We start from the raw sequence: 20,974 nt of genomic DNA, 5'->3' as shown, positions 1-20,974 counted from the left end.
AAACTGAACAGTTAGATTCATGCGCATGCGACCGTTTCCCATCCGGACTCAGGGATAGTCTCAGATGAGAAAGGAGCACGGACAGCGAATTCCGCTGTCACGTAGTACCAGCCATGGGAGTTTGTGCTTCCTGCCAAGGTTGTGTCACCGCTTTCAGTCACGAAGTCAAGCCTCACTGTCGTCTTCACAATATAGCCAACATCCGTCCGCTGAGCGGTCTCGGTGGCAAACCCATCGAAGCCACTTACATTCGTGTCCTGCTCACCGGCGAGTTCTTCCCACCCATATGTTTTCTCAAATTCAAGGGCAAAATCCTTCGCACTCCGTTCAGTGATTTCGTCAGGCAAAGATGGATAGGTCCCATTAGGGAGCGGCTGTACCGTACAATTATCGTATGGCTTCGGGATATTTGGAAGGATTTCAGTGGTAGACGGTTTCGTTGCTGTCGGAGTGACAGTAAGTCCTGCTGTAGTCGTAACTGTCGAGTTGCCAGTGGAAGCAGGGCTAAGAGGTGTCTCGGATGATGTTGTTACCGGATTGTTCGACATGATACAACCAGCACTGATTACAAGTATAATCAAGAGCATGGAGAGCACGTAACGCATTGGAACCAGATTCAAATCGAATTAGAAACGCTAAGTATTTTGTCTGCATTGAGCATCCGGCGCCGAAGGCGCCGGTTCACCGAACTCGCGCAGAGCGCGAGTTCGGCCTTTTTCACCCATGTTTTTGCCGGAGGGGTTCCCGCAGCGAACAGAGTGAGCGAGGAAACCCCTCCGGGAAAAAGATGGTTGAGCAACCTTGATTGGGGCTCGCGCCGACGCCTCGGACATGAGCGACGATTGCATCTTCTGCTCGATCGTGGCCGGGGAGATCCCGAGTCGTACCGTCTACGAGACCGACGACGTGCTGGCGTTTCTCGACGCGAACCCGCTGGCACCGGGGCACACGCTGGTCATCCCGAAAGCGCACCACGAACACGTCCAGGACATGCCGAACGATCTGGCGGCGGACGTGTTCGCCGTGATGCAGCGACTCGTCGACCCGATCGAGTCGGCCGTCGACGCCGACGGGTCGACGGTCGCGTTTAACAACGGCGAGGTCGCGGGCCAGGAGGTGCCTCACACGCACGGCCACGTCGTCCCGCGGTTCGAGGACGACGGCGGGCGGCCGATCCACTCGATCTTCGGCGAGCGCCCCGAGTTGGACGACGACGAACTCGACGATATCGCGGCAGCCATCGCCGAGGACACCGACTGAGCGGCCCGAGCCGTCCCGGAGGCGACGACACGTAGGTTTTTCACCGAGTAGGTGACAACCCGACTACATGGACGGAACGAAGGGAGGCGGTGAGATCTACGCGGTGGTCGGGGGCGTCGGTGGCGCGGGGGCGACGCGGCTCTCGGTCGAGTTCGCGGCGACGCTGGCGCGGGACGGCCGGGACGTGGCGGTCGTCGATGCGTCGTTTTCGACCCAGGGGCTGGCGGCGTTCGTGCCCGAGCGGATCGAGCCCGACGTGACGCGCGTGTTGACCGAGGACCGGCCGCTGGCCGAGGCGGAGACGCGACTCGGGCTCGACCTGGCGGGGTCGGTGACCGTCGCGCCGGCGCGGACGCCGTTCGAGCGGCTGGCGCGCGCGAAGACCAGCGAGTGCGCCCGCAGGCTCGCCGAGCGGCTGTCGGCGGCGACCGAGCGCTACGACGCCGTCCTCGTGGACGTGCCGCCCGTGGGGGCCAACCAATCGGTCGCGGCCGTGACCGCCGCCGACGCCGTGGCGCTCGTGGTCCCCGACGCCGAGCGGGGGAGCGACGCCGTCCCCCGAATGTGCGACCGACTGGCCGACGTGGACGCCGCGGTCGACACCGTCGTCGCCAACGCCGCACGCGAGGACCGAGTCGTCGAAGCGGCCGACGCGGTCGTCCCGACGGGCGAGACGGAAGCGCTCTCGGCGGCACCGGCCGCCGTCGAACCGACCGAGTTCGCCGTCGCCGTCGCGTCGGCGGTCGAGACGCTCACCGGTGTCGACCTCGACCTCCCCGAGCCCGAGTCCTCGTCGATGACGGACTACCTCCCCGGATAACCCCCGTCCGACTCCCGCGACGCTTGGCCGTTTTCGCTCGGTCTGGACCGGCATCTCGTCCACCGGCGCCGTCACCGAGCCGATCGGGACCGCTCGTCGCCGGCAATAGCCGCTGGCGAACTGACCGTTCGTTTCGATCGTGTCGATATGTGTTTTAATACTCCAAGGGATAGTGTTTAGTGTAGCACGTATAGACTAGTGAACGACAGAATGCTTTGCGATCGTCTACATTGTAGCGGAAGATCGGGACAAACCGGTAGTCGAGGTCGGCCGGTGGTGGCCGAGCCATGAGCGACTGGGTGCCGACGACGTGCATGCGCTGTGCGGTCGGGTGCGGGCACCTCCAGCGGGGAGCCGACATCGGGAACGGGATCGACGTGGTGCGGGGCGACGCAGCGCACCCGGTCAACCAGGGGCTGGCTTGCCAGCGGGGCGTGCGCGAGACTTCCGACCCCGAGGGGGAGTGGCTGACCCGGCCGATGGTCCGTCGGGACGGCGAGCTGGTCTCGACCACCTGGGACGTGGCGCTGTCGGAGGCGCTGAGCGCCTTCCAGGGGATCGAGGACTACCCCGACGGTGAGGTCGCGGTCATGGGGAGCGGCCAGCAGACCAACGAAGCCGCCTACGCGCTGGGCAAGCTGGCTCGCGGGGGCTTCGGGACCCGCTACTACGACGCCAACACGACGCTGTGTATGGCCAGCGCCGTCACCGCCTACTACCAGGCGTTCGGGAGCGACGCGCCGCCCTGCAGCTACGACGACATCCCCGAAGCCGAGGCACACGTCGTCTGGGGCGCGAACCCGGCGGCGGCCCACCCCGTCATGTTCCGGTGGATCCGCCAGGCCGCGAACGAGGACGACGTCGAGCTGATCGCCGTCGACCCCGTCGAGACCGAGACGGCCGGCCACGCCGACGCTCACGTCGCGCCCGAACCCGGCCAGGACCTGGCGCTCGCGCGGGCGGTGCTGGCCCGGGTCGTCGAGACCGACCGCGTCGACGATGACTTCGTCGCCGAGGCGACCGAGGGGTTCGACGACCTGAAGACGGCGCTGCCCGACAGCGAGTCCGCGGCCGAACGGGCGGGCGTCTCGATGGACGACGTGGACCGCCTCGCGAACGCCTTCGCCCGGGACGCGCTGTGTTACTGGGGGATGGGCGTCAACCAGCACGTCCAGGGGACCGACATCTCCCGGGCGCTGATCGATATCTGTCTCGCGACGGGCAACCTCCGACCGGGCAGCGGCCCGTTCTCGCTGACCGGTCAGGCCAACTCGATGGGGACCCGCGTCTGCTCGTGCAAGGGGAGCTGGCCCGGCCAGCGCCCGTTCCAGGACCCCGACGAGCGCGCGTTCGTCGCCGACGAGTGGGGCGTCCCCGTCGACCGGCTCCCCGACGACGCCGGTCCCGGTCCCGTCGGGATGTTCGAGGCGTTCGACGACGAGATCTCGGTCGCCTACACCGTCGCCACCAACCCCGTCGCGGGGATGCCCGACGCGAGCGCGGCGAAGGCGGCGCTCGAAGACACGTTCCTCGTCGCCCAGGACGCCTTCCGGACCGAGACCACCGAACTCGCGGACGTGGTGTTGCCGGCGGCGACCTGGGGCGAGTGCGAGGGGACGGCGATGAACATGGAGCGCACCGTCTCGCGCGTGCGGGCCGCGACCGAGGCGCCCAGCGGCGTCTGGACCGACCTGCGGATCATCTCAACCATCGGCGCGCGCCTGTTCCCGGAACTGTTCGACGACCCCGACCCCGACCCCGAGACGCTGTTCGACGAGTTCGCGGGCCTCACGTCGGGCAGTCTCGCGGACATGTCGGGGATCACCTACGACCGGCTGGAGGACCTGAAAGCGCTGCGCTGGCCGGCGTCCGACGCCCAGACCGACGCCGGGTATCGCTACTACGACGGCGACGACGGCAACCGCGGCTACGTCCCCAGAGACGGCGACAACGGCGTCGAGCCGGAGCCGGACACCGGCGAGGAGTCGTGGTCGTTCCCGACGCCGAGCGGGAAGGCGGGCTTCTCGACGGCGCGCCAGGAGGGGCTGCCCGAGCCAGTCGACGACGACTACCCGCTGACGCTGACGACCGCCCGCGAGTCCGAGCAGTACAACACGGGCGTCCGCTCGCGCGACGTGGACGACCTCGACCCGGTGGTCGCGCGGGTCAACCCCGAAACCGTCGCCGCCAGCGACGCCGTCGAGGAGGGCACGGTCGTCGTCGAGACGCGCCGTGACGCCGTCCCCGCGACGGTCGACCCGGACCCGGCCGTGCCGGAGGGACTGGTCTGGCTCCCCATCCACCACCCGGCGACCAACCGCCTCACCGTCGATGCCCTGGACCCCCAGTCGAAGGAACCGAACTTCAAACAGTGCGCCGTGCGACTCGTCGCGCCCGCCGACCGGGCGACTGCCGCGGCCACCTCGCCCGCGCGCGCCGACGACTGACCGGGCGTCGGCCTCGTTCTCTCCGGATCGAGATTCGTATTTTGAACCGCCCAGCGACCCTTTACCGCGGGATGTCGCCATCCGACCGGCGCGCGCCGCGCTCGCACCGAGCCGTCGTGTCGACGAGACGACCATCTCCCGACGGGCGGCCGAAACTCGACACCTGTCCGGTTTTCGAACCGCGGAGTCGACGTATTACATCCTTATATCTTTAACATCTGTCCTAATATCTCCCGTTCGTCCACTCGCGGCCGCCGTCTGTTTATTTTCTAAACGGCTAGGGTTATATGTTACGAGCATCCAACTGATATCCGTGCAAAGGTGGACGTTCGAAATGGGATTCGATAAAATACTGGACGAACAAACGGAAATGATAGTTAATTATGGTTCGGCGGTCGTCGGTCCGGCCGCCGGTACGGGGGAGGTGTCGGCATGGGACTGATCAAGATGACCAAGTGGCGGACGCTGGTGCTCGCCACGGTCGGGTTCAACTTCTCGTTCCTGATCTGGTTCTCCTTTGCCCCGTTCACGGGGCCGATGGCCGATGAGTTCGGTCTCTCGCTGGCCGAGATCGGGATCCTGGCGAGCGCGGCCATCTGGCTCGCGCCGTTCGGTCGCATCCTGACGGGCTGGCTCTCGGACAAGTTCGGCGCGCCCGCCGTCTTCGCCATCGTGCTGACGTACGTCGGGGTGTTCTCGATAGCGAGCGCGTTCGCACAGAGCTACGCCGTGTTCTTCGTCGAGCGGCTCATCGTCGCGACGGCGGGGATCACGTTCGTCATCGGCATCCAGCACGTCTCCGAGTGGTTCGACGAGGAGAACCTCGGGACTGCGGAAGGGATCTACGCGGGCATCGGTAACGCCGGGGCGGCCGGCGGGGCGCTCATCCTCCCGCGCGTGTTCGGCTCGAACTGGAGCGGCCCGCTGTTCGAGACGAACTGGCGAGCGGCCTTCTTCTACACGGGCTGCGTGTCGATCGTCCTCGCGGTCGTCTACTACACGCTCGGCGAGGCGGCCAAGAGCGACGAGAAACGGCAGGCCACCGCGGACAACGCGAGCTTCAAGGGCTGGTTCTACACCGCCACCCGCTACGGGACGGTCGTCCTCGCGCTCGCCTACGTGATGACGTTCGGCCTCGAGCTGTCGATGAACGGCTGGCTCGCGACCTACTACCGCGAAGGGTTCAGCACGGACAACCTCGTGCTCGCCTCGACGTTCGCGGCCACGTTCTCGGTCGCGGCCGGGTTGCTCCGGCCCATCGGCGGCTACGTCAGCGACGTGCTGGCGCGCAAGGAGAAGAACATCATCCCGCTGTTCGAGGGCCGCTACCGCGAGCAGTGGACGTTCGTGACGCTGTCGTTCGTCGTCCTGTCGATGTTCGGCATGACGCTGGCCGGGCTATCGGGCCAGGTGCTCGTCGCCGTCGGCGCCGGCTTCATGGTCGGGATGGCCTGTGCCTTCGCCGAGGGCTCCATCTTCGCGCAGGTGCCGGCGATGTTCCCCAACAGCTCCGGTGCGGTCGCGGGCGTCGTCGGCGGTGTCGGCACGGTCGGCGGCATCGTTTACCCGCTGGTCTACTCGGCGCCGTTCCTGGCGAGCCTGCACATCGGCTACTCCATCGTCGCCGTCTCGATGATCCCGATCGTCCTGCTGGCCGCGTGGGTGTTCCAGCCCCACATCGCCGAGATCGCGACCGAGAGCGGCTTCATCAGCGCGGGCGGCGCCTCGGAGTCGGCCGCCCCGGGGGACGACTGAGATGCGCTCGGCACTCCTGCTGACCGGCATCGGGGACGCGTTCGACCCCTACGGCGAGACCACGCCGCTGCGGCGCGTCGCCGAAACCGTCGCACCCGCGGTCGACGAGGTCGTGGTCGCCTGTCCGGAGGACCACCGAGAGCCGGTTACGGACGCCCTCGATGACACTCCCCATCGGCTCGCGGTCGACCCGATCGCCGACGAGGGACCCGTCGCGGCCATCCGGACCGGAGTTCGCGTTGCGAACGGCGACGCGGTCGCCGTCGTCGCCGGCGACGTGCCGACCGTCGACACGTCGCTGCTCGACGACTGCTTCGACGCCTGCGGCGACACCGCGGCGGTGCCCCGCAGCGACGGGCGGCTCCACCCGCTCCACGCCGTCTACGATGCGGACGCCGCGCGCGTCGCCTGTGACCACACGCTCGCGGCCGGCTCCGGGCGGCTCTACGACGTGCTCTCGCGGCTCGACCCCGTCGTCGTCGATGCCGAGGCGCCCGACGTGGACGCCCATCCGCTCACCGCCGGCTCGCACGCGGACCTCGCGCCGGCCACCGACCGCCTCGGCACCTGACTGGCGACACCGGACCGCCGCTCGGCCCTACCCAAATGCGTTTAAGGTCATTGTATTTCGAGCGTTCGTCCGGATATCTCCGCAGTGGCTCGAATTGTTAAACGATTATGCTTATGTGTATCGCAGTCAGCTAGACAAAACGTAAATCACAAGACGAACGTTTAGGTATTTGCCGAAATTGCGGACAAACCCAAAACAGAGGGAAATCAATGCCACACAAGAAGGAATCCTGGAAAGACGAGATGTACGGCGACGAAGTGCGCGAGAAACTCGAGGAGTTCGCGGAGCAGGGGTGGGAGTCGATCCCCGAGGACGAACGCGACGAGTGGTTCTCCCGGTTCAAGTTCTGGGGGGTGTTCCACCACCGCGGCGGCCAGGAGTCGTATTTCATGATGCGCCTGACCAACTGCGGCGGCGTGCTCGAACCCGAGCAACTGCGCGCCATCGGCGAGGTCGCTCGCGACTACGCGAGAGGTCCCGTCGAGAACCCCGAGTTCGGCAACGGCTGGATCGACTTCACGACGCGCCAGTCGATCCAGCTCCACTGGCTCAAGCTGGAGGACATCCCCGAAATCTGGGAGAAACTGGAGGCGGTCGGCGTCTCCTCGCGCTCGGCCGGGGGCGACACCATGCGCAACATCTCCGGCTGTCCCGTCGCCGGCAAGGCCGAGGAGTACGTCGAGTCCCGGGAACTGCTGGACGAGATTCAGGCCGAGATTCGAGGGGACAACGAGCTGGCCAACATGCCCCGGAAGTTCAACATCTCGGTGACGGGCTGTCGCCAGGGCTGCGCCCAGGACTCCATCAACGACATCGGCCTCGAACCGGCCCACAAGTTCATCGACAGCGATGAGCAAAGCTCATCGGGCAATCGGAAATCTTCGATTTCCGATGACGGCGAGGAAGTCAAGGGGTTCAACGTCCGCGTCGGCGGCGGCCTCGGCGGCCGCGAGCCCCGCGAGGCCCGCCCCCTCGATCTCTTCGTCACGCGCGACCAGGCCAAGGAGACGGTGCGCGCGTTCGTCGAGTACTACCACGAGGCGGGCAACCGCGAGAACCGCTCGAAGAATCGCGCCCGCTTTTTCGTCGACGAACACGGCACCGACGCTATCCGCGAGGAGTTAGACGACCGACTGGACTTCGACCTCGAACGTGCGGGCACGGACTTCCGCGGCGACTACACCTACAACGCGGGCAAGCCGAGCGAACGGGGCGCCCACGACCACGTCGGCGTCTACGACCAGAGAGACGGGAACAACTACGTCGGCCTCTCGGCACCGGTCGGCCGGATGCCCGCCGAGGACGCCATCGAACTCGCCGACCTGGCCTCCGCGTACGGCTCCGGTGAGATCCGCCTCTCGCGGCGCCAGAACCCGCTGATCATGGACGTGCCGGACGGCAAACTGGCGAACCTCCTCAACGAGGACCTGCTTTCGACCTACCAGCCCGAGCCCAACCCCTTCGAGCAGGGCGCGATGGCTTGCACCGGCACGGAGTTCTGCTCGCTCGCGCTCACTGAGACGAAGGCGCGGATGGCCCGGATGCTCCAGTGGCTCGCCGCGGAGGTCGAACTGCCCGACGACGTGGACCGGATCAAGATGCACTACTCGGGCTGTACGGCCGACTGCGGCCAGGCGATGACGGCCGACATCGGCCTGCAAGGCATGCGCGCCCGCAAGGACGGCGAGATGGTCGAGGCGCTGGACGTGGGCGTCGGCGGCGGCATCGGCGAGGAGCCGACGTTCATCGAGTGGGTGCGCCAGCGCGTGCCCGCCGACGAGGTGCCGGGGATGATCGCCAACCTCGTCGAGGCCTACGCCGCCCTGCGCGAGGACGGCCAGACCTTCCGCGAGTGGGTCGACGCCACCGGCCACGAGACCATCGTCGAACTCGCCGAGCCCGAAGAGGTCGAGGGCTACACCGACCCCTGCCTCGCCGACGGCAAACAGTCGTGGTACCCCTTCGCCGACGGCGAGAGCCCGGCGCCGACCGACGCCGAGGGCCAGCCGCTCTCGGCGGACGACTGACGATGGTCGACGGACCCGCCGAGCGCGACACCGCCGCGGACCGTCCCGTCGACGGCGGGGCCGACGCGACGGCGGTCTCGGAGGCCGCCTTCGACGTGGCGCCGGAGCTGTTCGGCGCCGCGGACCGGGCCGCTCCCGACGGCCCGGGACGCCCCGACGACACCGCCCTGTAGAGTATCGTCCGTCGTCCGACTCCGTTCGTTCTCGCGTCGCTCTCCGCTCGTGAACGCCAGCTAGATGACCGGTTGCATCGCGAGCGCGACGACGAAGGTAGTGGCCAGCCGCCACAGCCCGGGCGTCGCGAACCGAGTCGCCCTTACCGCGACCGCGCCAACACCGGCCCATGACAGTGGTCAGCAACGGCGGGGTCGACCTCTACTACGAAGCCAGGGGCGACCCGCGCCCGCCGGAGGACGGCGACCGCGCGGCGGACACGGTCGCCTTCGTCGAGCCGGCGGGCTACGGCGCGTGGGTGTGGGGCTGGCAACACGCCGCGCTCGCGGAGGGCTTCGAGACGGTTACCTGGGACCTGCGCGGCACCGGCCGCTCGGACGCGCCCGACGGGCCCTACGACGTCCGGACGCTCGCGGGCGATCTGGAAGCCGTCCTCTCGGACCACGGTGTCCCCGACGCCCACGTCGTCGGCGCCGGCCTCGGCGGGATGGTCGCCCTGGAGTACGCCGACCGCTACTCGCGGGCGGCGTCGCTGACGCTCTTCGGTACCACTGCCGACGGCGACCGCGTCGACGCCGACGCGCTCGACTCGCTGTTCGCGCCCCGCGACGACCCCGGGGCGCTCCGGGCCTCGCTGCGCAACGCCTTCGGGGCCGACATCGACGCCCACGCCGACGTGATCGACGAGATCGTCGGCTGGCGCCGCGAGGAGGACGCCGACCGCGCCGGCTTCGAGGCCCAGGCCGCCGCCATGCGGTCGTTCGACCGCTCGGACTCGCTGTACGAGATCACGACGCCCGCTCGCGTCTACCACGGCGTCGACGACGCGGTCGTCCCGGTCGAGGGCGGGCGAGACTTGGCCGACGGACTGCCCCGCGGTGCGTTCACCGCGGTCGAAGGCGGTCACCTCTGTTTCGTCGAGGAGAGTGCGGCCGTCAACGATGCGCTGCTCGGTGACTTCGAGGACCCCGGGTGAACGGGGCCGAGACCCCGAACGCCGGTCGCCCGCCGGCGAGAAATCGCAGGCCGCCGGTAGTTTTACACGCCCGACAGTCGTCGTCGAGGGTATGTCGAACGACGAGCACGACGACCGGGACGACCCGGGTTCGGGCGACGCCGACCCCGGCGAGCCCGGCGAGGGACAGCCGCCGGACGACGGCGGGAGCGACGACAGCTGGGTGAGCGACAGCGTCGACGAGGACGGTGAGTCGACCGACGAGGACGCCGGCCCGGGCGACGACACAGGTGGCGCCGACCCGCACGACCACGACCGCGGGTCTACAGGCACGAACGGCGGCCGACAGAAGGGCCCCGGCGAGAAGTACTGCGCCGAGTGCGGCGCAGTCATCAACGAGAAGGCCGAGATCTGTCCGGAGTGCGGCGTCCGCCAGCCCGGGATGGATTCCGGCAACGACGAGCGGATCGTCGCGGCGCTGCTGGCCATCCTGCTCGGGAGCTTCGGCGCGCACAAGTTCTACCTCGGGAACAACAAGCTCGGTATCATCTATCTCTGTTTCTTCTGGACCGGGATCCCCGGCATCATCGGGATCATCGAGGGGGTCATCTACCTCACCAAGGACGACGACGAGTTTCGCCGCCAGTACATGGACGAGTGAGCCCGCGAACCCGGACGGAACGACTCCCTCGCCCGGCGTCCGCGCCCGCCGCATCGCCGACGAACTCCGCACCGGGCTCGCCCGAACCCGCCGGTATCTCCTCAGCCACCACGAACCCGAGGAGTACGACCGCTGTCACCGCCTGACTCTCAGCGGTCGGGCGGTCCACCTCTGCGCCCGCTGTAGCGGTGTCTATCCCGGTATCCTGGCGGGCGTCGCGCTCGTCGTGACCGGGACCGCACCGGCGGCGTGGCCGTGGCTGGTCGCCTGCGGGCCGGCACCGGCGCTGGCGGACTGGGCGGTGACGACGTTCACGCTGCGGCGGGGGTCGAACGCCGTCCGAACCGCCTCGGGCGCACTGCTGGGACTGGGCTACGGGGTCGCGGTCCCGTGGTTCCTGACCGAGCGGCCGCTCTGGCTGCTGGCGGTCGCGGCGGGCTACGGCGGGGTCGCCGCGGCGCTGCTGGTCCGCTCGCGGTCGGGCGGCGGCGAGGGTGGGAACGGTCGAAGCGACGACACCGGTGAAAACGCGGGCGAGAATCGATCACACGGCGCGTAGTACTGCCAGGGTGGACAGGCTTTTACTCGCCGAGCCGTTTGAATGGGACGATGACACGGCCGCGTATCGCCCTGTTGAACGCAGCCCACGAGGCCGAGGGCAACCGGCGCAACTTCCGCCGGGAACTCGACGCCGACCTGACGGAGTTTCACCTCCCGACGGGACAGTACCCGGAGACCTTCGAGTTCGACGGCGCGGTAGTCACCGGCTCCCGGGCCTCGGTCTACTGGGACGAGGAGTGGATCCCGCCGACCAAGGACTGGGTCGGCGAGGCGATCGACCGCGGGCTGCCGTTCCTGGGCGTGTGTTACGGCCACCAGCTGCTCGCGGACGTGCTCGGGGGGACCGTCGAGGACATGGGCGAGTACGAGATCGGTTACCGCACCGTCGAGCAGTCGACCGATTCGGTGCTGTTCGAGGGGATCGACGACGACTTCACCGTCTTCACCACCCACTCGGACTACGTCGCACAACTCCCGCCCGACGCCGAGCGGCTGGCCGCCAACGACTACGGCGTCCACGGCTTCCGCGAGGGACGGGTGTTCGGCGTCCAGTTCCACCCCGAGTACGACATGGACACCGCCGCCGAGGTGACCGTCGGCAAGGAGGGACAGCTCTCGGAGGACCGTATCCAGTCGGTCCTCGACGGGATCACGCCCGAGAACTTCGACGCCGCCTGTGAGGCCAAACAGGTGTTCGACAACTTCCTCGCGTTCGTTCGCGAGGTCGACGCCGGCGGCGCCGCGACCGGCGACGACGCCGTGGCCTCCGACGACTGACACCGGTCCCCGGTCGACTGGCCGCGGCCAGCGAGCGTTTTTCACGATTCGCGTCCAAGCACGGTCATGCTCGACTACGTCGATCTGGAGGGCGACCTCTCGGAGGAAGAGCGGCTCGTCCGCGACACGGCCCGCGAGTTCGTCGACGAGCGGGTCCGCCCCGACATCGGCGACCACTTCGAGGCCGGGACCTTCCCCGAGGACCTGATCGCGGAGATGGGGGAACTCGGCTTCTACGCGCCGAACCTCGACCACGAGGCGACGGCGAACCTCGGCGAGCGGGCGTACGGATTAGTCATGCAGGAACTCGAAGCCGGTGACTCGGGCGTCCGCTCGATGGCCTCCGTCCAGGGTGCGCTGGTGATGTACCCTATCCACGCCTTCGGCTCGGCGGCCCAGCGCGAGCGGTGGCTCCCGGACCTCGCGGCGGGGTCCGCCGTGGGCTGTTTCGGTCTGACCGAACCCGATCACGGGTCGAACCCGAGCGCGATGGAGACCCGCGCCGAACGAGCCGACGACGGCGAAGGCTACGTCCTGCACGGCTCGAAGACGTGGATCACGAACGCCCCCATCGCCGACGTGGCGCTCGTGTGGGCGAGGGATCGCTCGGCCGATGGGGATCCGGTTCGGGGCTTTCTCGTCGAGACCGACCGGGAGGGGATCACGACGAACCACATCGACGGCAAGCTCTCGATGCGCGCCTCGGTGACGGGCGAGATCGGCCTGAACGGCTGCTACGTCCCCGAGTCGGCGGTCCTCCCGGACGTATCGGGGATGAAAGGCCCCCTGTCGTGTCTCACGCAGGCCCGCTACGGCATCGCGTGGGGCGCCGTCGGGGCCGCGCGGGACTGCTTCGAGGCCGCCCGCGAGTACGCCACTGACCGCGAGCAGTTCGGCGGGCCCATCGCCCGCTTTCAGCTCCAGCAGGAGAAGATCGCAGAGATGGCCACGGAGATCACGACCGCGCAACTGCTGGCCTATCGGCTCGCCGACCTGAAAGAGCGGGGCGACCTGCGCCCCCAGCAGGTCTCGATGGCCAAGCGCAACAACGTCTCGACGTGGCGCGAGACGGCCCGAACCGCCCGGGAGATGCTGGGCGGCAACGGTATCACGACCGACTACTCGCCGATGCGCCACCTCGCGAACGTCGAGACGGTGTACACCTACGAGGGCACCCACGACATCCACACGCTGATCCTGGGAGAAGACCTGACCGGCATCGCGGCCTTCGAGTGACGGCCCCCGACTCCCCACGGGGTGGACCCCGGCACTTATGCCGAGCCGCGCCAACCACTCGGCGATGGAAGCCGGGTTCGTCGGGGCGATGGCGCTGTTGGTCTGCTTCGGGCTGGTCGTCGCGTCGCCGGTCGTCGCGCTCGCGGCGTGGGCGCTCTCGACGCGTAGCGACTACTTCGGGGACGCGCTGGGGACGGTCGTCGCGGGAGCGGTGGGCCTGTTCGCGGCGGCCGCGGTGGCGCTGGCAGTGTTCGTCGATCCGGCCGCGGGGCTGACCTTCGGCGTCGTCGCCGTCGGGGCGGCGCTGGTCCTCGCGGTCGTCCCGGTGCTGTTCGGCCGGCAACTGCTCGGCCGCTGGACGCTGCTGGACGCCGACGAGGCCCTGGCGTACGCCACGCTCGGATGGCCGGTCGCGATGGTCACGAGCGCCGCCCTGTTCGTCGCCCCCGGCGGTCTGGCCCGCTACAACGTCCTCTTCTTGGAGGGGGTGGCGGCCACCGTCGCCTGGATGACGCTCGTACTCGTCGTCACGCTCGGCCCGGCGCTGGCCGGGCTCGGCCTCTACAACGTCGTCGAACGGGTCGTCCGGCCGGGGAGCGGACTCAGGTGAACCGGCCGGTCTCGGCGCCGCAGTCCGTGCAGCGCGTCACGAGCGCCTCGCGGTCGTCGGCCATCTCGACGGTCCCTTCGGTGCGACCCTCGCAGTCGGGACACTCTCGGATCATCTCGGTCCGCCGGGCGTCTTTCGGGGCGCCCATCGCGAGTGCGACGCACCGCCCGTCACCGGCGTTGCGGCCCAGCTGCCACTCGCCGGGAGCGAAGCGGACGGCCTCGCCGGCGGAGACGGCCACCTCGCCGTCCTCGGTCTCGAAGGTCGCCGTCCCCTCGACGACGTAGAACACCTCCTCCTGGTCGGGGTGGCGGTGGTAGCCGAAGCCGAAACTGTCGCCGGGGTCGAGCTCGTAGTAATTGAGCGCCAGCTCGTCGGTGTCGAGGGCCGCAGCGAGCGCGCGCTCGTCCGCGGCCGGTCCCATCCGCCGCTCGACGTCCTCGCGGTCGATGTGGTCCATACCGGTGACTACGACGGCGAGTCAGTAAAGCCTCGTGGGGGCTATCGCGAAGCGCGCGCGGCGAAAGCGGACACGGTCGAAGGAGAGGCGGCGGATACGAACAGAGAGAGGACAGCGAGCGCGGCGGACGGCGGGCAGCCTACGGAGCGGTGGTGCGAGCGGCGCGGGGGGTCACTCGGCGCGGTCGATGTCGAGGTCCTCCTCGATCCCGTCGAGCCAGTCCGAGTCGGCGATCTCTTCCATCTGCTCGCGGAAGTGCGTCTTGCAGACCCCGACCTTGACGCCGTCTTTCTCGACGGCGATCTCGGCCTCGCGGTCGCAGTAGTGGCACTGCATACCCGTCCTTAGATCCGAGGGGCATTGAACCCTGCGGCCGCGGAGACGCTGTGTTCGATTGCCGTCGCTCCGTCGGAAGGCGGTACCTACGAGGGAATCGATGCCGATCAGAGCCCGGCGTCGAGCGCAGTGCGGAACCGCTCGTACTCGTCGGTCGACAGGCCGGTCTCGCCGAGCGAGCGGTCGTGGGCGTCGCTCCCTCCGGTGACGACCAGGTCGTGGCGCTCGGCGAGCGCGCGCACGTCGTCGACGGCCAGCTCGCCGTTCGCACCGGTGTGACCGCGGGCGCCGTAGGGGTACGCGACTTCGACGGCGTCGAGCCGAGGGGCCAGTTCCAGCGCCGCCGCTGGCTTCGGGTAGCGCAGCGGGTGGGCGAGGCTGACGAGCGCGCACGCGTCGGTCAGGAGTTCGCGGCCGCGTTCGAAGGAGGGGATGTCGCGGGCGACGTAGCACGGGTCGCCCTCGCCGATGAGGCCGTCGAAGACGTCGGGGATCGAGTCGTAGCCGTCGTCGCTCTCGATCACCGCCCGCGCGATGTCCGGCCGGCCCAGTCCCGGCTCGGGCTCGGCGGGGATCGCGTGACCGAGGCGTTGCTCGACGCGGTCGATGATCTCGCGGCCGCGCTCGACGCGGTCGCGCTGGAGGCGGTCGATCTCGTCGGCGAGCGCGTCCGTGGGACGGACCCCGTAGCCCAGTACGTCGACGCGCTGGCCGTCCGCCTCGACGCGGAGTTCGATGCCGTGGACCACGGTGACGTCGTCGCGCTCGACGACGGGCGCGCCCAGGTCGGGGTGGATGCGGTCGTGATCAGTGATCGCGACGGCGTCGAGCCCGGCCGCTCGCGCCGCGGGCGGGACCTCGGGGAGACGGAAGGTTCCGTCTGAGTTGTCGGTGTGAACGTGGAGATCCGCGGCGATCATATCCGTCAGTCACACCGTGCGCTCAAGCCGGTTGCGGTCGACGCGAACGGCAGGCCACCCATCGGACGGTCACGAGCCGCCGAGCGACCCGGGCCCGTCACGGACGGTCGGCGACGGCGGTCTACTTGTCGAGAAAGTCGGGGCGGTCGGTCGCATCGATCTCGTCGGGGTCGGGTTTCTCCAGGGCCTCGAACTTGTCGACGGCCTCGGGGAGCCCGTCGCGCCCGCCCGTCGGGAGGTCTCCCTCGTCGACGGAGACCGTCTCGCCCTCGACGAGCTCGTCCCACACCTGCTCCTCGTCTGCGTTCGCGGGGGCGGCCTCGCGGCCCTCGTTTTTCCCCTCGCGGAAGGCGAGCTCGACGATGCTCTTGGTGTAGGCGGTGTCCATCTCCTCGTGGACGGCCTCGAACTCCTCGCGGTCGTACTCGCCGAGCGACTCGGCGACCCCCAGCGCGTAGGCGCGTTCGGTCGCCTCGTCGCGGTTCAGGCTCGTCCACGACGTGCCGTACTTCTCGTCGTACAGTCCCATGGTCAGGCCTCGACTTTCTGCTCCGGACGCACCCGCAGTCCCCTGTCGGAAAAGTCGATCGCGCGGATGTCGCAGTCGATGGCGGTCCCGCGCATCTTGATCACCTGAACCCCGCGGGTCATCCCGCCCTGTTCCAGGTAGTTGTGGAAGAAGATCACGCCGTGAGCGAGGTAGTGTTCGTCGGCGTAGGAGGACGGGTCGGTCATCTCCGAGATGAGGACGACCGTCGTCCCCGTCTGTTTCAGCGCGGAGAGAAAGCCCGTGATCTCGTCGGACACGTCGTTGAAGAAGTGCTGCAACAGCATCGTCGAGTCGATGACGGCGCGGTCGATGTCCTGCTGTTCGAGGAAGGCGACGATGCGGTTGGTGAGCCCGCCTTCCGTGCCGAACTGGGTGATCGTCCGCTTGCCGCCCTCGGTCATGAGGTTGAGGAACTGGACCTTCCCGGAGGCCATCACCTGGTCGAAGCCGAAGTCGTAGCCCGACATGTCCTGGGCCAGCTCCTCTTTGGTCTCGTGCATCGTCACGTAGAGGCAGTTTTCCCCCGCCTTGGCGCCCTGCGTGATGAACTGCGAGGAGAAGGTCGTCTTCCCGCTCCCCGGAGGACCGCTCACCACGTAGAGCCTGTCTTTCAGGAGGCCGCCCTGGACCAGCTCGTCGAACCCAGGGACGCCGCTTGAAACGCGCATACAGTCGGATCGAGGCTTCCGATATAGACCTTTGCCCCTCGTTTTTCACCGCTGATAACGGCACCGCGGCGGCGTCGCGGCTCCTCGGTCGGTCGGCGGTCGGTCGTGGTCGGTGGGTCCGCTCAGCGCAGCCGGCCGAGACACGAGCGGCAGAAGACGACCGCCGGCTCGTCCGCGTTGGCCGCCCCGCAGTGTTCGCAGGCGACGGTGCGCTCGGACCCGGCGCGGTCGGCCTCCGAGTCGCGGCCGGCGCGTGCGCCGAGACCGCCCGCCTGGTCGGCCGCCCCGCTCTCGGTTTCGGCGTCGGGCGGGTCGCTCGCGCCGTCGACCCCCGCCGCCGTCGAGCGCTCCGGCGTGAAGTAGCGGAACAGGACGAACTCGAAACTGAGTACGACTCCGAGCGCGAGTGCCGCGAACGTCCAGCCCTCCATGCGCGGGGTTTTCGGCGGTCGTGACTTGAGGGTTCGGCCGCGAGTATCGAGGTTGATACCAACTCGGTGAGAACTCACCGGAGCTGCGCCAGGCACTCGCGGCAGAAGGTGTAGGCCCCTTCGTCGGCGTTTTCGGTCCCGCACTGGTGACAGCGGACGCCGTCGCCCTCGCTGGCCCCCTCGTGCGACCGGGCGTCACCGTCGCCGACCGACCGCCCGCGTTCCCCCGACTGCGGCGGTGAGGCCTCGTTGGACTCCAGCGAGACGCCCCCCAGCGACCGCTCGTCCGAGAAGTACCGAACCAGCAACAGCTGCAGGAGGGTGAACCCGGCGAGGTAGACCAGAATCCAGCCCCACGGTTCCATATCGTGCCATACGTTGTCACGGCACTTGGATGTTTGGCCGGAAGGCGAAACCCGTTCGGGGCCGGGTCGGGTCGGCGACCTCACCGACCGACTCGGTGGCCACCAATCCGAACGCGAACAGGACCGCGCTGGCCGCGGTGAACGCCGCGTTGCGCTCCAGCGACCCGGGCCCGACGGCACCGAGTTCGTGGTCCGGTTCCCGCTCGCGACCGACGGCGCCGAAGCGACCGCCTCGGCCGGCGAGAACCGGAAGCTGGCCCTGTGACCGTCACGTTTTTGCCGGCCAGACGTGTCGTTCGGGACGAATATGTCCCCATCCGCCCCCTTCTCCGAACGGTCGTCCGGTTCGCCCGCCGACCGGTCGGTCGATTCGCCGTCCGACCAGACTCGCCGTCGAGTCCTCCGCGCAGGCGCCGGGCTCGTCGGCGCCGTCTCCCTCGCCGGCTGCGTCATCTCGGCCGAACCCTACACCGAGAGCGCCGAGCGCTCGTTCGACCCCGGCGACGCCGACGAGCTGGTCGTCCGGACCGACTCCGGCGACGTGACTCTCTCGGCCGGTGACGGCGGGGCCGTCTCCGGCACCGTTCGCAAGGAGTCCCGTTCCGGCGAGGACACCCTCGAGGAGGTGACCGTCGAGGGGACGGTCGAAGACGGCCGCCTCACCGTCGCCCCGCGGTGGCCGAACGGTAACGAGAACGTCACGGTAGATCTCGATCTGTCCGTTCCCGACGGACTCGCGGTCGTCGAGGCGTCGTCGAGCAACGGCGACATCGAAGCCGAGGGCGTCGCGGGGGACGGGACCTACAGCTCCACCAACGGTGACGTGGCCGTGACGGGCGTGGACGGGTTCGTCACCGTCGAGTCCACGAACGGCGACATCGACGCCAGCGACGTGGGCGGGCTCGACCGTGCGGACACGACGCTCGGCGACGTGGCCGTCGACGTGCCCGCGATCCGGGGGGACGTCACCGTCGAATCGACCAACGGCGACGTGACCGCGGCCGTCGCCGCGGGTCTCTCCGCGACCGTCACCCTGGAAACGACCAACGGCGACGCCAGCGTCGAAGGCGTCTCGATGACCGTCGAATCGTCGGAGGAAAGCGAGATCCGGGGAACGATGGGCGAAGGCGAACACGCGCTGACCGTCGACTCGACGAACGGTGACGTGACGCTACAGGGGCTGTGAGAGCGCTCGACGGCTACGAGTCGCCCGGCGGCCGGCGCTCGCGCTGGAATTCGTCGAAGACGTCGAGATTCTCCGGTAGCTCGTAGTCGATCCGGCGCTCCGCGCGGCGGTCGACGTTCGCGTCCGCCAGGTCCTCGGCGACCGGTTCCCAGCCGTCCTTGACCGCGATGCTCTTGGCGGGCGTCCCCGCGGCGATGTGGTGGGCGGGCACGTCCTTGCCGGCGATGGATTTCGCGGCGAGGACTGAGTTTTCGCCCATGCGGACGCCCGCGCGGACCATCGAGTCGTAGGTGATCCGAACGTCGTCTTCGATGATGGTGTGGTAGTTGTCGACGGCGGTCTGGTCGTTGCTGTCGTGGTCGTGGCTGTAGACGTGGGCGTCGTCGGAGATAGAGACCCGATCCCCGATGGTCAACATCCCGCGGTCGTCGAGATGCACGTCGTCGTGGACGACGACGTTGTCGCCGACGGCGATGTTGTGGCCGTAGGTGACGGTGATCCCCTTGAAGAAGCGGCAGTTGTCGCCGACCTCGGCGAACAGGTGGTCGGCGAGCATCCGGCGGAAGCGCAGCGCGAACTCGACGTTGTCGGCCATCGGCGTCGCGTCGAACTGTCGCCAGAGCCACTGGAGGTACTTCGTGCGCTCGAACTCGCCGTCGTCCATCGTCTCGACCTCGGCGTAGTACTCGCTCTCGAGGGTGACGTTACATGGGTCGTAGCCCTGGAGGCGGACCCGTTCGGCCGGGGTGACCTCGCCGCCGGACTGCCAGCGCTCGTAGGCCTCCCGGTCGCCGAACAGGTCGACGAGCACGTCCTCGACCACGTCGCAGGTGTCCTCCTCGCCCGAGAGTCGCCGGTCGACCTCCTCGATGAACGCGTGGATGCCCTCCTCGCCGCCCGGCGGCAGCGAGACGTGGCGCTTTGTCATACCACGTTCGTGGGTCGCGCCGGCAATATGGGTTTCCTTCCCGGCGGCCCCGCCCGGAACTCCCCGACCGCGCGGCCCCGGATCTTAAGCCCCGCAGGCCCCACTCCCGGACGATGACTGTGGGTACCGGCCTCCGCGGCCTCCTCTGGAACGACCGCGAGCGACGGCCGCGCGCGCTCTGGCGGTTCGCCCTCGCGCTCCTCGCACTCCTCGTCGGCGGACTCGGCGGCGTCCTCGCGGCGTCCGGACTGGCCGCGCTCGCGCCGAGCACCGCGGGCGCCACGCTGACCGCGCTCGTCGCCGTCGCCACCCGCACGCTCCAGCTCGTCGGCTTCGTCGCCGGGATCCTCGCCGCGGCGTGGCTGGTCGACCGTCGCGAGCTCTCGGACCTCGGACTCGACCGCTCGCCGGCGTGGTGGGTCGACCTCGCGTTCGGCCTCGCGCTGGGCGTCGCGCTCCCGACGCTCGTGTTCGCGGTCGAACTCGCGGCGGGCTTCGTCCGCGTGACCGGCATCGTCGTCACCAGAGCCGACCCCACGCTCGCCATCGGTCCCGGTGTCGCGCCCGCGCTCGCGCTCGCGCTCGTCCTCGGCTACTTCGTCGGCGTCGGCGTCTTCGAGGAACTGCTCTTCCGCGGGTACCTCCTGACCAACGTCGCCGAGGGACTCGCCGGCTGGCGCGGGATCGGCCTCGGCGGCGCCTTCGCCGGCGCGACCGCCGTCTCCAGCCTCGTCTTCGGCGTCGCCCACGGCCTGAACCCCAACGTCACCGTCCTGTCGCTGGTCAACATCGCGCTGTTCGGCGGGCTGTTCGCGGCCAGCTACCTCCTGACCGGCCGGATCGCCGCCGCTATCGGCCTCCACGTCACCTGGAACTTCTCGATCGCCTCCCTGTTCGGCTTCCCCGTCAGCGGCTTCACCACGCCGGTGACCGTCGTCGCAGTCGAACAGTCCGGCCCCGCGCTCGCGACCGGCGGGTCGTTCGGCCCCGAGGGCGGCCTCGTCGCCCTGGGCGCGCTCGTCGTCGGGTTCGGGGCGCTGGCCGGCTGGGTCCGGTGGCGCGAGGGCGAACTGCGCTGGCGTGAATCGGTCGCGCGGCCGACGCTCCGGGGCGACGGTGTCGCGGCCTCGGCGCGGGACGGCCCCGAACGCACCGACGAGTCGGCGACCGAGTGACCGGGCCGGTCGCTCGCCCCCGTCGCGGGGCGGCCCCGCCGTCGGTAACGAAAAGATCCGTTTCACCCTTCGAAACGGCGATGCGAATCCCCTCGCTACGA

Annotated in this window: 25 protein-coding genes; 16 read left to right on the top strand and 9 right to left on the bottom strand. The window is 68.9% G+C overall.

Annotation, left to right across the window (positions count from 1 at the left end):
• Positions 1-17 precede the first annotated feature (17 nt).
• Positions 18-605: a hypothetical protein gene (locus C475_RS22985; protein ID WP_152436334.1), complete on the bottom strand. Its 588-nt coding sequence runs from the start codon at positions 603-605 to the stop codon at positions 18-20.
• 226 nt (positions 606-831) lie between these two features.
• Between C475_RS22985 and C475_RS05405 the strand changes: the two genes are divergently transcribed.
• From C475_RS05405 to C475_RS05350, 13 genes are all read left to right on the top strand, one after another.
• The gene (locus C475_RS05405) at positions 832-1,260 is read left to right on the top strand and encodes an HIT family protein (RefSeq protein WP_006882773.1); all 429 of its coding nucleotides are present in this window, start codon (positions 832-834) and stop codon (positions 1,258-1,260) included.
• A gap of 67 nt (positions 1,261-1,327) precedes the next feature.
• Positions 1,328-2,080, top strand: coding sequence for an AAA family ATPase (locus C475_RS05400; protein ID WP_006882772.1), 753 nt, complete (start codon positions 1,328-1,330; stop codon positions 2,078-2,080).
• Positions 2,081-2,367: 287 nt separating this feature from the next.
• A complete protein-coding gene (nasA, locus tag C475_RS05395) occupies positions 2,368-4,527 on the top strand; it encodes an assimilatory nitrate reductase NasA (RefSeq protein ID WP_006882771.1) in 2,160 nt (719 codons plus the stop codon).
• Positions 4,528-4,959: 432 nt separating this feature from the next.
• Positions 4,960-6,282 (top strand): MFS transporter, encoded by a 1,323-nt coding sequence (locus tag C475_RS05390; protein WP_006882770.1) that lies wholly within the window; start codon positions 4,960-4,962, stop codon positions 6,280-6,282.
• Position 6,283: 1 nt separating this feature from the next.
• Positions 6,284-6,853 carry a molybdenum cofactor guanylyltransferase gene (gene mobA, locus C475_RS05385; protein WP_006882769.1) on the top strand — a complete coding sequence of 190 codons (570 nt, stop codon included), beginning with the start codon at positions 6,284-6,286 and terminating at the stop codon, positions 6,851-6,853.
• Between the two features lie 209 nt (positions 6,854-7,062).
• Positions 7,063-8,880, top strand: a complete 1,818-nt coding sequence (locus C475_RS05380; RefSeq protein ID WP_006882768.1) for a nitrite/sulfite reductase — start codon at positions 7,063-7,065, stop codon at positions 8,878-8,880.
• A 2-nt stretch (positions 8,881-8,882) separates the two neighbouring features.
• Entirely contained in the window at positions 8,883-9,053 is a 171-nt protein-coding gene (locus C475_RS23765; protein ID WP_161625169.1) for a hypothetical protein, read from the top strand.
• Between the two features lie 170 nt (positions 9,054-9,223).
• Complete coding sequence (locus C475_RS05375; protein ID WP_006882767.1) at positions 9,224-10,030, top strand: alpha/beta fold hydrolase; 807 nt, start codon at positions 9,224-9,226, stop codon at positions 10,028-10,030.
• A 91-nt stretch (positions 10,031-10,121) separates the two neighbouring features.
• Positions 10,122-10,670 carry a TM2 domain-containing protein gene (locus tag C475_RS24605; protein WP_006882766.1) on the top strand — a complete coding sequence of 183 codons (549 nt, stop codon included), beginning with the start codon at positions 10,122-10,124 and terminating at the stop codon, positions 10,668-10,670.
• Entirely contained in the window at positions 10,561-11,229 is a 669-nt protein-coding gene (locus C475_RS24855) for a DUF2085 domain-containing protein (RefSeq protein ID WP_235728435.1), read from the top strand. Before C475_RS24605 ends, C475_RS24855 begins: the two co-directional genes overlap by 110 nt.
• 50 nt (positions 11,230-11,279) lie before the next feature.
• Entirely contained in the window at positions 11,280-12,008 is a 729-nt protein-coding gene (locus C475_RS05360) for a type 1 glutamine amidotransferase (RefSeq protein WP_006882764.1), read from the top strand.
• A gap of 66 nt (positions 12,009-12,074) precedes the next feature.
• A complete protein-coding gene (locus C475_RS05355) occupies positions 12,075-13,244 on the top strand; it encodes an acyl-CoA dehydrogenase family protein (protein WP_006882763.1) in 1,170 nt (389 codons plus the stop codon).
• 64 nt (positions 13,245-13,308) lie between these two features.
• Complete coding sequence (locus tag C475_RS05350; protein WP_006882762.1) at positions 13,309-13,854, top strand: hypothetical protein; 546 nt, start codon at positions 13,309-13,311, stop codon at positions 13,852-13,854.
• Here the strand turns inward: C475_RS05350 and C475_RS05345 are convergent.
• From C475_RS05345 to C475_RS05320, 7 genes are all read right to left on the bottom strand, one after another.
• Positions 13,847-14,314, bottom strand: coding sequence for a cupin domain-containing protein (locus C475_RS05345; RefSeq protein WP_006882761.1), 468 nt, complete (start codon positions 14,312-14,314; stop codon positions 13,847-13,849). The genes C475_RS05350 and C475_RS05345 overlap by 8 nt on opposite strands.
• A 171-nt stretch (positions 14,315-14,485) precedes the next feature.
• Positions 14,486-14,650: a DUF6757 family protein gene (locus C475_RS24230; protein ID WP_006882760.1), complete on the bottom strand. Its 165-nt coding sequence runs from the start codon at positions 14,648-14,650 to the stop codon at positions 14,486-14,488.
• A gap of 107 nt (positions 14,651-14,757) precedes the next feature.
• Positions 14,758-15,570 carry a PHP domain-containing protein gene (locus C475_RS05340; RefSeq protein WP_006882759.1) on the bottom strand — a complete coding sequence of 271 codons (813 nt, stop codon included), beginning with the start codon at positions 15,568-15,570 and terminating at the stop codon, positions 14,758-14,760.
• A 121-nt stretch (positions 15,571-15,691) separates the two neighbouring features.
• Complete coding sequence (locus tag C475_RS05335) at positions 15,692-16,099, bottom strand: hypothetical protein (protein WP_006882758.1); 408 nt, start codon at positions 16,097-16,099, stop codon at positions 15,692-15,694.
• A gap of 2 nt (positions 16,100-16,101) precedes the next feature.
• Complete coding sequence (locus C475_RS05330) at positions 16,102-16,788, bottom strand: RAD55 family ATPase (protein WP_006882757.1); 687 nt, start codon at positions 16,786-16,788, stop codon at positions 16,102-16,104.
• 122 nt (positions 16,789-16,910) lie between these two features.
• A complete protein-coding gene (locus C475_RS05325) occupies positions 16,911-17,219 on the bottom strand; it encodes a DUF7577 domain-containing protein (protein ID WP_006882756.1) in 309 nt (102 codons plus the stop codon).
• A 74-nt stretch (positions 17,220-17,293) separates the two neighbouring features.
• Positions 17,294-17,584 carry a DUF7577 domain-containing protein gene (locus C475_RS05320; RefSeq protein WP_006882755.1) on the bottom strand — a complete coding sequence of 97 codons (291 nt, stop codon included), beginning with the start codon at positions 17,582-17,584 and terminating at the stop codon, positions 17,294-17,296.
• A 25-nt stretch (positions 17,585-17,609) separates the two neighbouring features.
• Between C475_RS05320 and C475_RS05315 the strand changes: the two genes are divergently transcribed.
• Together C475_RS05315 and C475_RS05310 are read left to right on the top strand one after the other, a co-directional pair.
• Positions 17,610-17,849, top strand: a complete 240-nt coding sequence (locus tag C475_RS05315; RefSeq protein WP_006882754.1) for a hypothetical protein — start codon at positions 17,610-17,612, stop codon at positions 17,847-17,849.
• A gap of 42 nt (positions 17,850-17,891) precedes the next feature.
• A complete protein-coding gene (locus C475_RS05310) occupies positions 17,892-18,770 on the top strand; it encodes a DUF4097 family beta strand repeat-containing protein (protein WP_006882753.1) in 879 nt (292 codons plus the stop codon).
• Positions 18,771-18,783: 13 nt separating this feature from the next.
• Here C475_RS05310 and C475_RS05305 read toward each other — a convergent pair whose 3' ends face one another.
• Positions 18,784-19,698, bottom strand: a complete 915-nt coding sequence (locus tag C475_RS05305; RefSeq protein ID WP_006882752.1) for an acyltransferase — start codon at positions 19,696-19,698, stop codon at positions 18,784-18,786.
• A 113-nt stretch (positions 19,699-19,811) separates the two neighbouring features.
• Here C475_RS05305 and C475_RS05300 point away from each other — a divergent pair, with 113 nt between their 5' ends.
• Positions 19,812-20,873, top strand: coding sequence for a CPBP family intramembrane glutamic endopeptidase (locus C475_RS05300; RefSeq protein ID WP_049930141.1), 1,062 nt, complete (start codon positions 19,812-19,814; stop codon positions 20,871-20,873).
• The last annotated feature ends 101 nt before the right edge of the window (positions 20,874-20,974 follow it).

It is taken from the genome of Halosimplex carlsbadense 2-9-1 (assembly GCF_000337455.1).
Taxonomy (GTDB): domain Archaea; phylum Halobacteriota; class Halobacteria; order Halobacteriales; family Haloarculaceae; genus Halosimplex; species Halosimplex carlsbadense.
The sequence above is the reverse complement of the archived record's forward strand: the minus strand, read 5'-3'. Positions and strand labels throughout refer to the sequence as shown.

Coding starts and splice junctions, on each gene's coding strand:
- C475_RS22985 (WP_152436334.1), bottom strand. CDS start 605: ATGCGTTACGTGCTCTCCATGCTCTTGATTATACTTGTAATCAGTGCT.
- C475_RS05405 (WP_006882773.1), top strand. CDS start 832: ATGAGCGACGATTGCATCTTCTGCTCGATCGTGGCCGGGGAGATCCCG.
- C475_RS05400 (WP_006882772.1), top strand. CDS start 1,328: ATGGACGGAACGAAGGGAGGCGGTGAGATCTACGCGGTGGTCGGGGGC.
- nasA (WP_006882771.1), top strand. CDS start 2,368: ATGAGCGACTGGGTGCCGACGACGTGCATGCGCTGTGCGGTCGGGTGC.
- C475_RS05390 (WP_006882770.1), top strand. CDS start 4,960: ATGGGACTGATCAAGATGACCAAGTGGCGGACGCTGGTGCTCGCCACG.
- mobA (WP_006882769.1), top strand. CDS start 6,284: ATGCGCTCGGCACTCCTGCTGACCGGCATCGGGGACGCGTTCGACCCC.
- C475_RS05380 (WP_006882768.1), top strand. CDS start 7,063: ATGCCACACAAGAAGGAATCCTGGAAAGACGAGATGTACGGCGACGAA.
- C475_RS23765 (WP_161625169.1), top strand. CDS start 8,883: ATGGTCGACGGACCCGCCGAGCGCGACACCGCCGCGGACCGTCCCGTC.
- C475_RS05375 (WP_006882767.1), top strand. CDS start 9,224: ATGACAGTGGTCAGCAACGGCGGGGTCGACCTCTACTACGAAGCCAGG.
- C475_RS24605 (WP_006882766.1), top strand. CDS start 10,122: ATGTCGAACGACGAGCACGACGACCGGGACGACCCGGGTTCGGGCGAC.
- C475_RS05360 (WP_006882764.1), top strand. CDS start 11,280: ATGACACGGCCGCGTATCGCCCTGTTGAACGCAGCCCACGAGGCCGAG.
- C475_RS05355 (WP_006882763.1), top strand. CDS start 12,075: ATGCTCGACTACGTCGATCTGGAGGGCGACCTCTCGGAGGAAGAGCGG.
- C475_RS05350 (WP_006882762.1), top strand. CDS start 13,309: ATGGAAGCCGGGTTCGTCGGGGCGATGGCGCTGTTGGTCTGCTTCGGG.
- C475_RS05345 (WP_006882761.1), bottom strand. CDS start 14,314: ATGGACCACATCGACCGCGAGGACGTCGAGCGGCGGATGGGACCGGCC.
- C475_RS24230 (WP_006882760.1), bottom strand. CDS start 14,650: ATGCAGTGCCACTACTGCGACCGCGAGGCCGAGATCGCCGTCGAGAAA.
- C475_RS05340 (WP_006882759.1), bottom strand. CDS start 15,570: ATGATCGCCGCGGATCTCCACGTTCACACCGACAACTCAGACGGAACC.
- C475_RS05335 (WP_006882758.1), bottom strand. CDS start 16,099: ATGGGACTGTACGACGAGAAGTACGGCACGTCGTGGACGAGCCTGAAC.
- C475_RS05330 (WP_006882757.1), bottom strand. CDS start 16,788: ATGCGCGTTTCAAGCGGCGTCCCTGGGTTCGACGAGCTGGTCCAGGGC.
- C475_RS05325 (WP_006882756.1), bottom strand. CDS start 17,219: ATGGAGGGCTGGACGTTCGCGGCACTCGCGCTCGGAGTCGTACTCAGT.
- C475_RS05320 (WP_006882755.1), bottom strand. CDS start 17,584: ATGGAACCGTGGGGCTGGATTCTGGTCTACCTCGCCGGGTTCACCCTC.
- C475_RS05310 (WP_006882753.1), top strand. CDS start 17,892: ATGTCCCCATCCGCCCCCTTCTCCGAACGGTCGTCCGGTTCGCCCGCC.
- C475_RS05305 (WP_006882752.1), bottom strand. CDS start 19,698: ATGACAAAGCGCCACGTCTCGCTGCCGCCGGGCGGCGAGGAGGGCATC.
- C475_RS05300 (WP_049930141.1), top strand. CDS start 19,812: ATGACTGTGGGTACCGGCCTCCGCGGCCTCCTCTGGAACGACCGCGAG.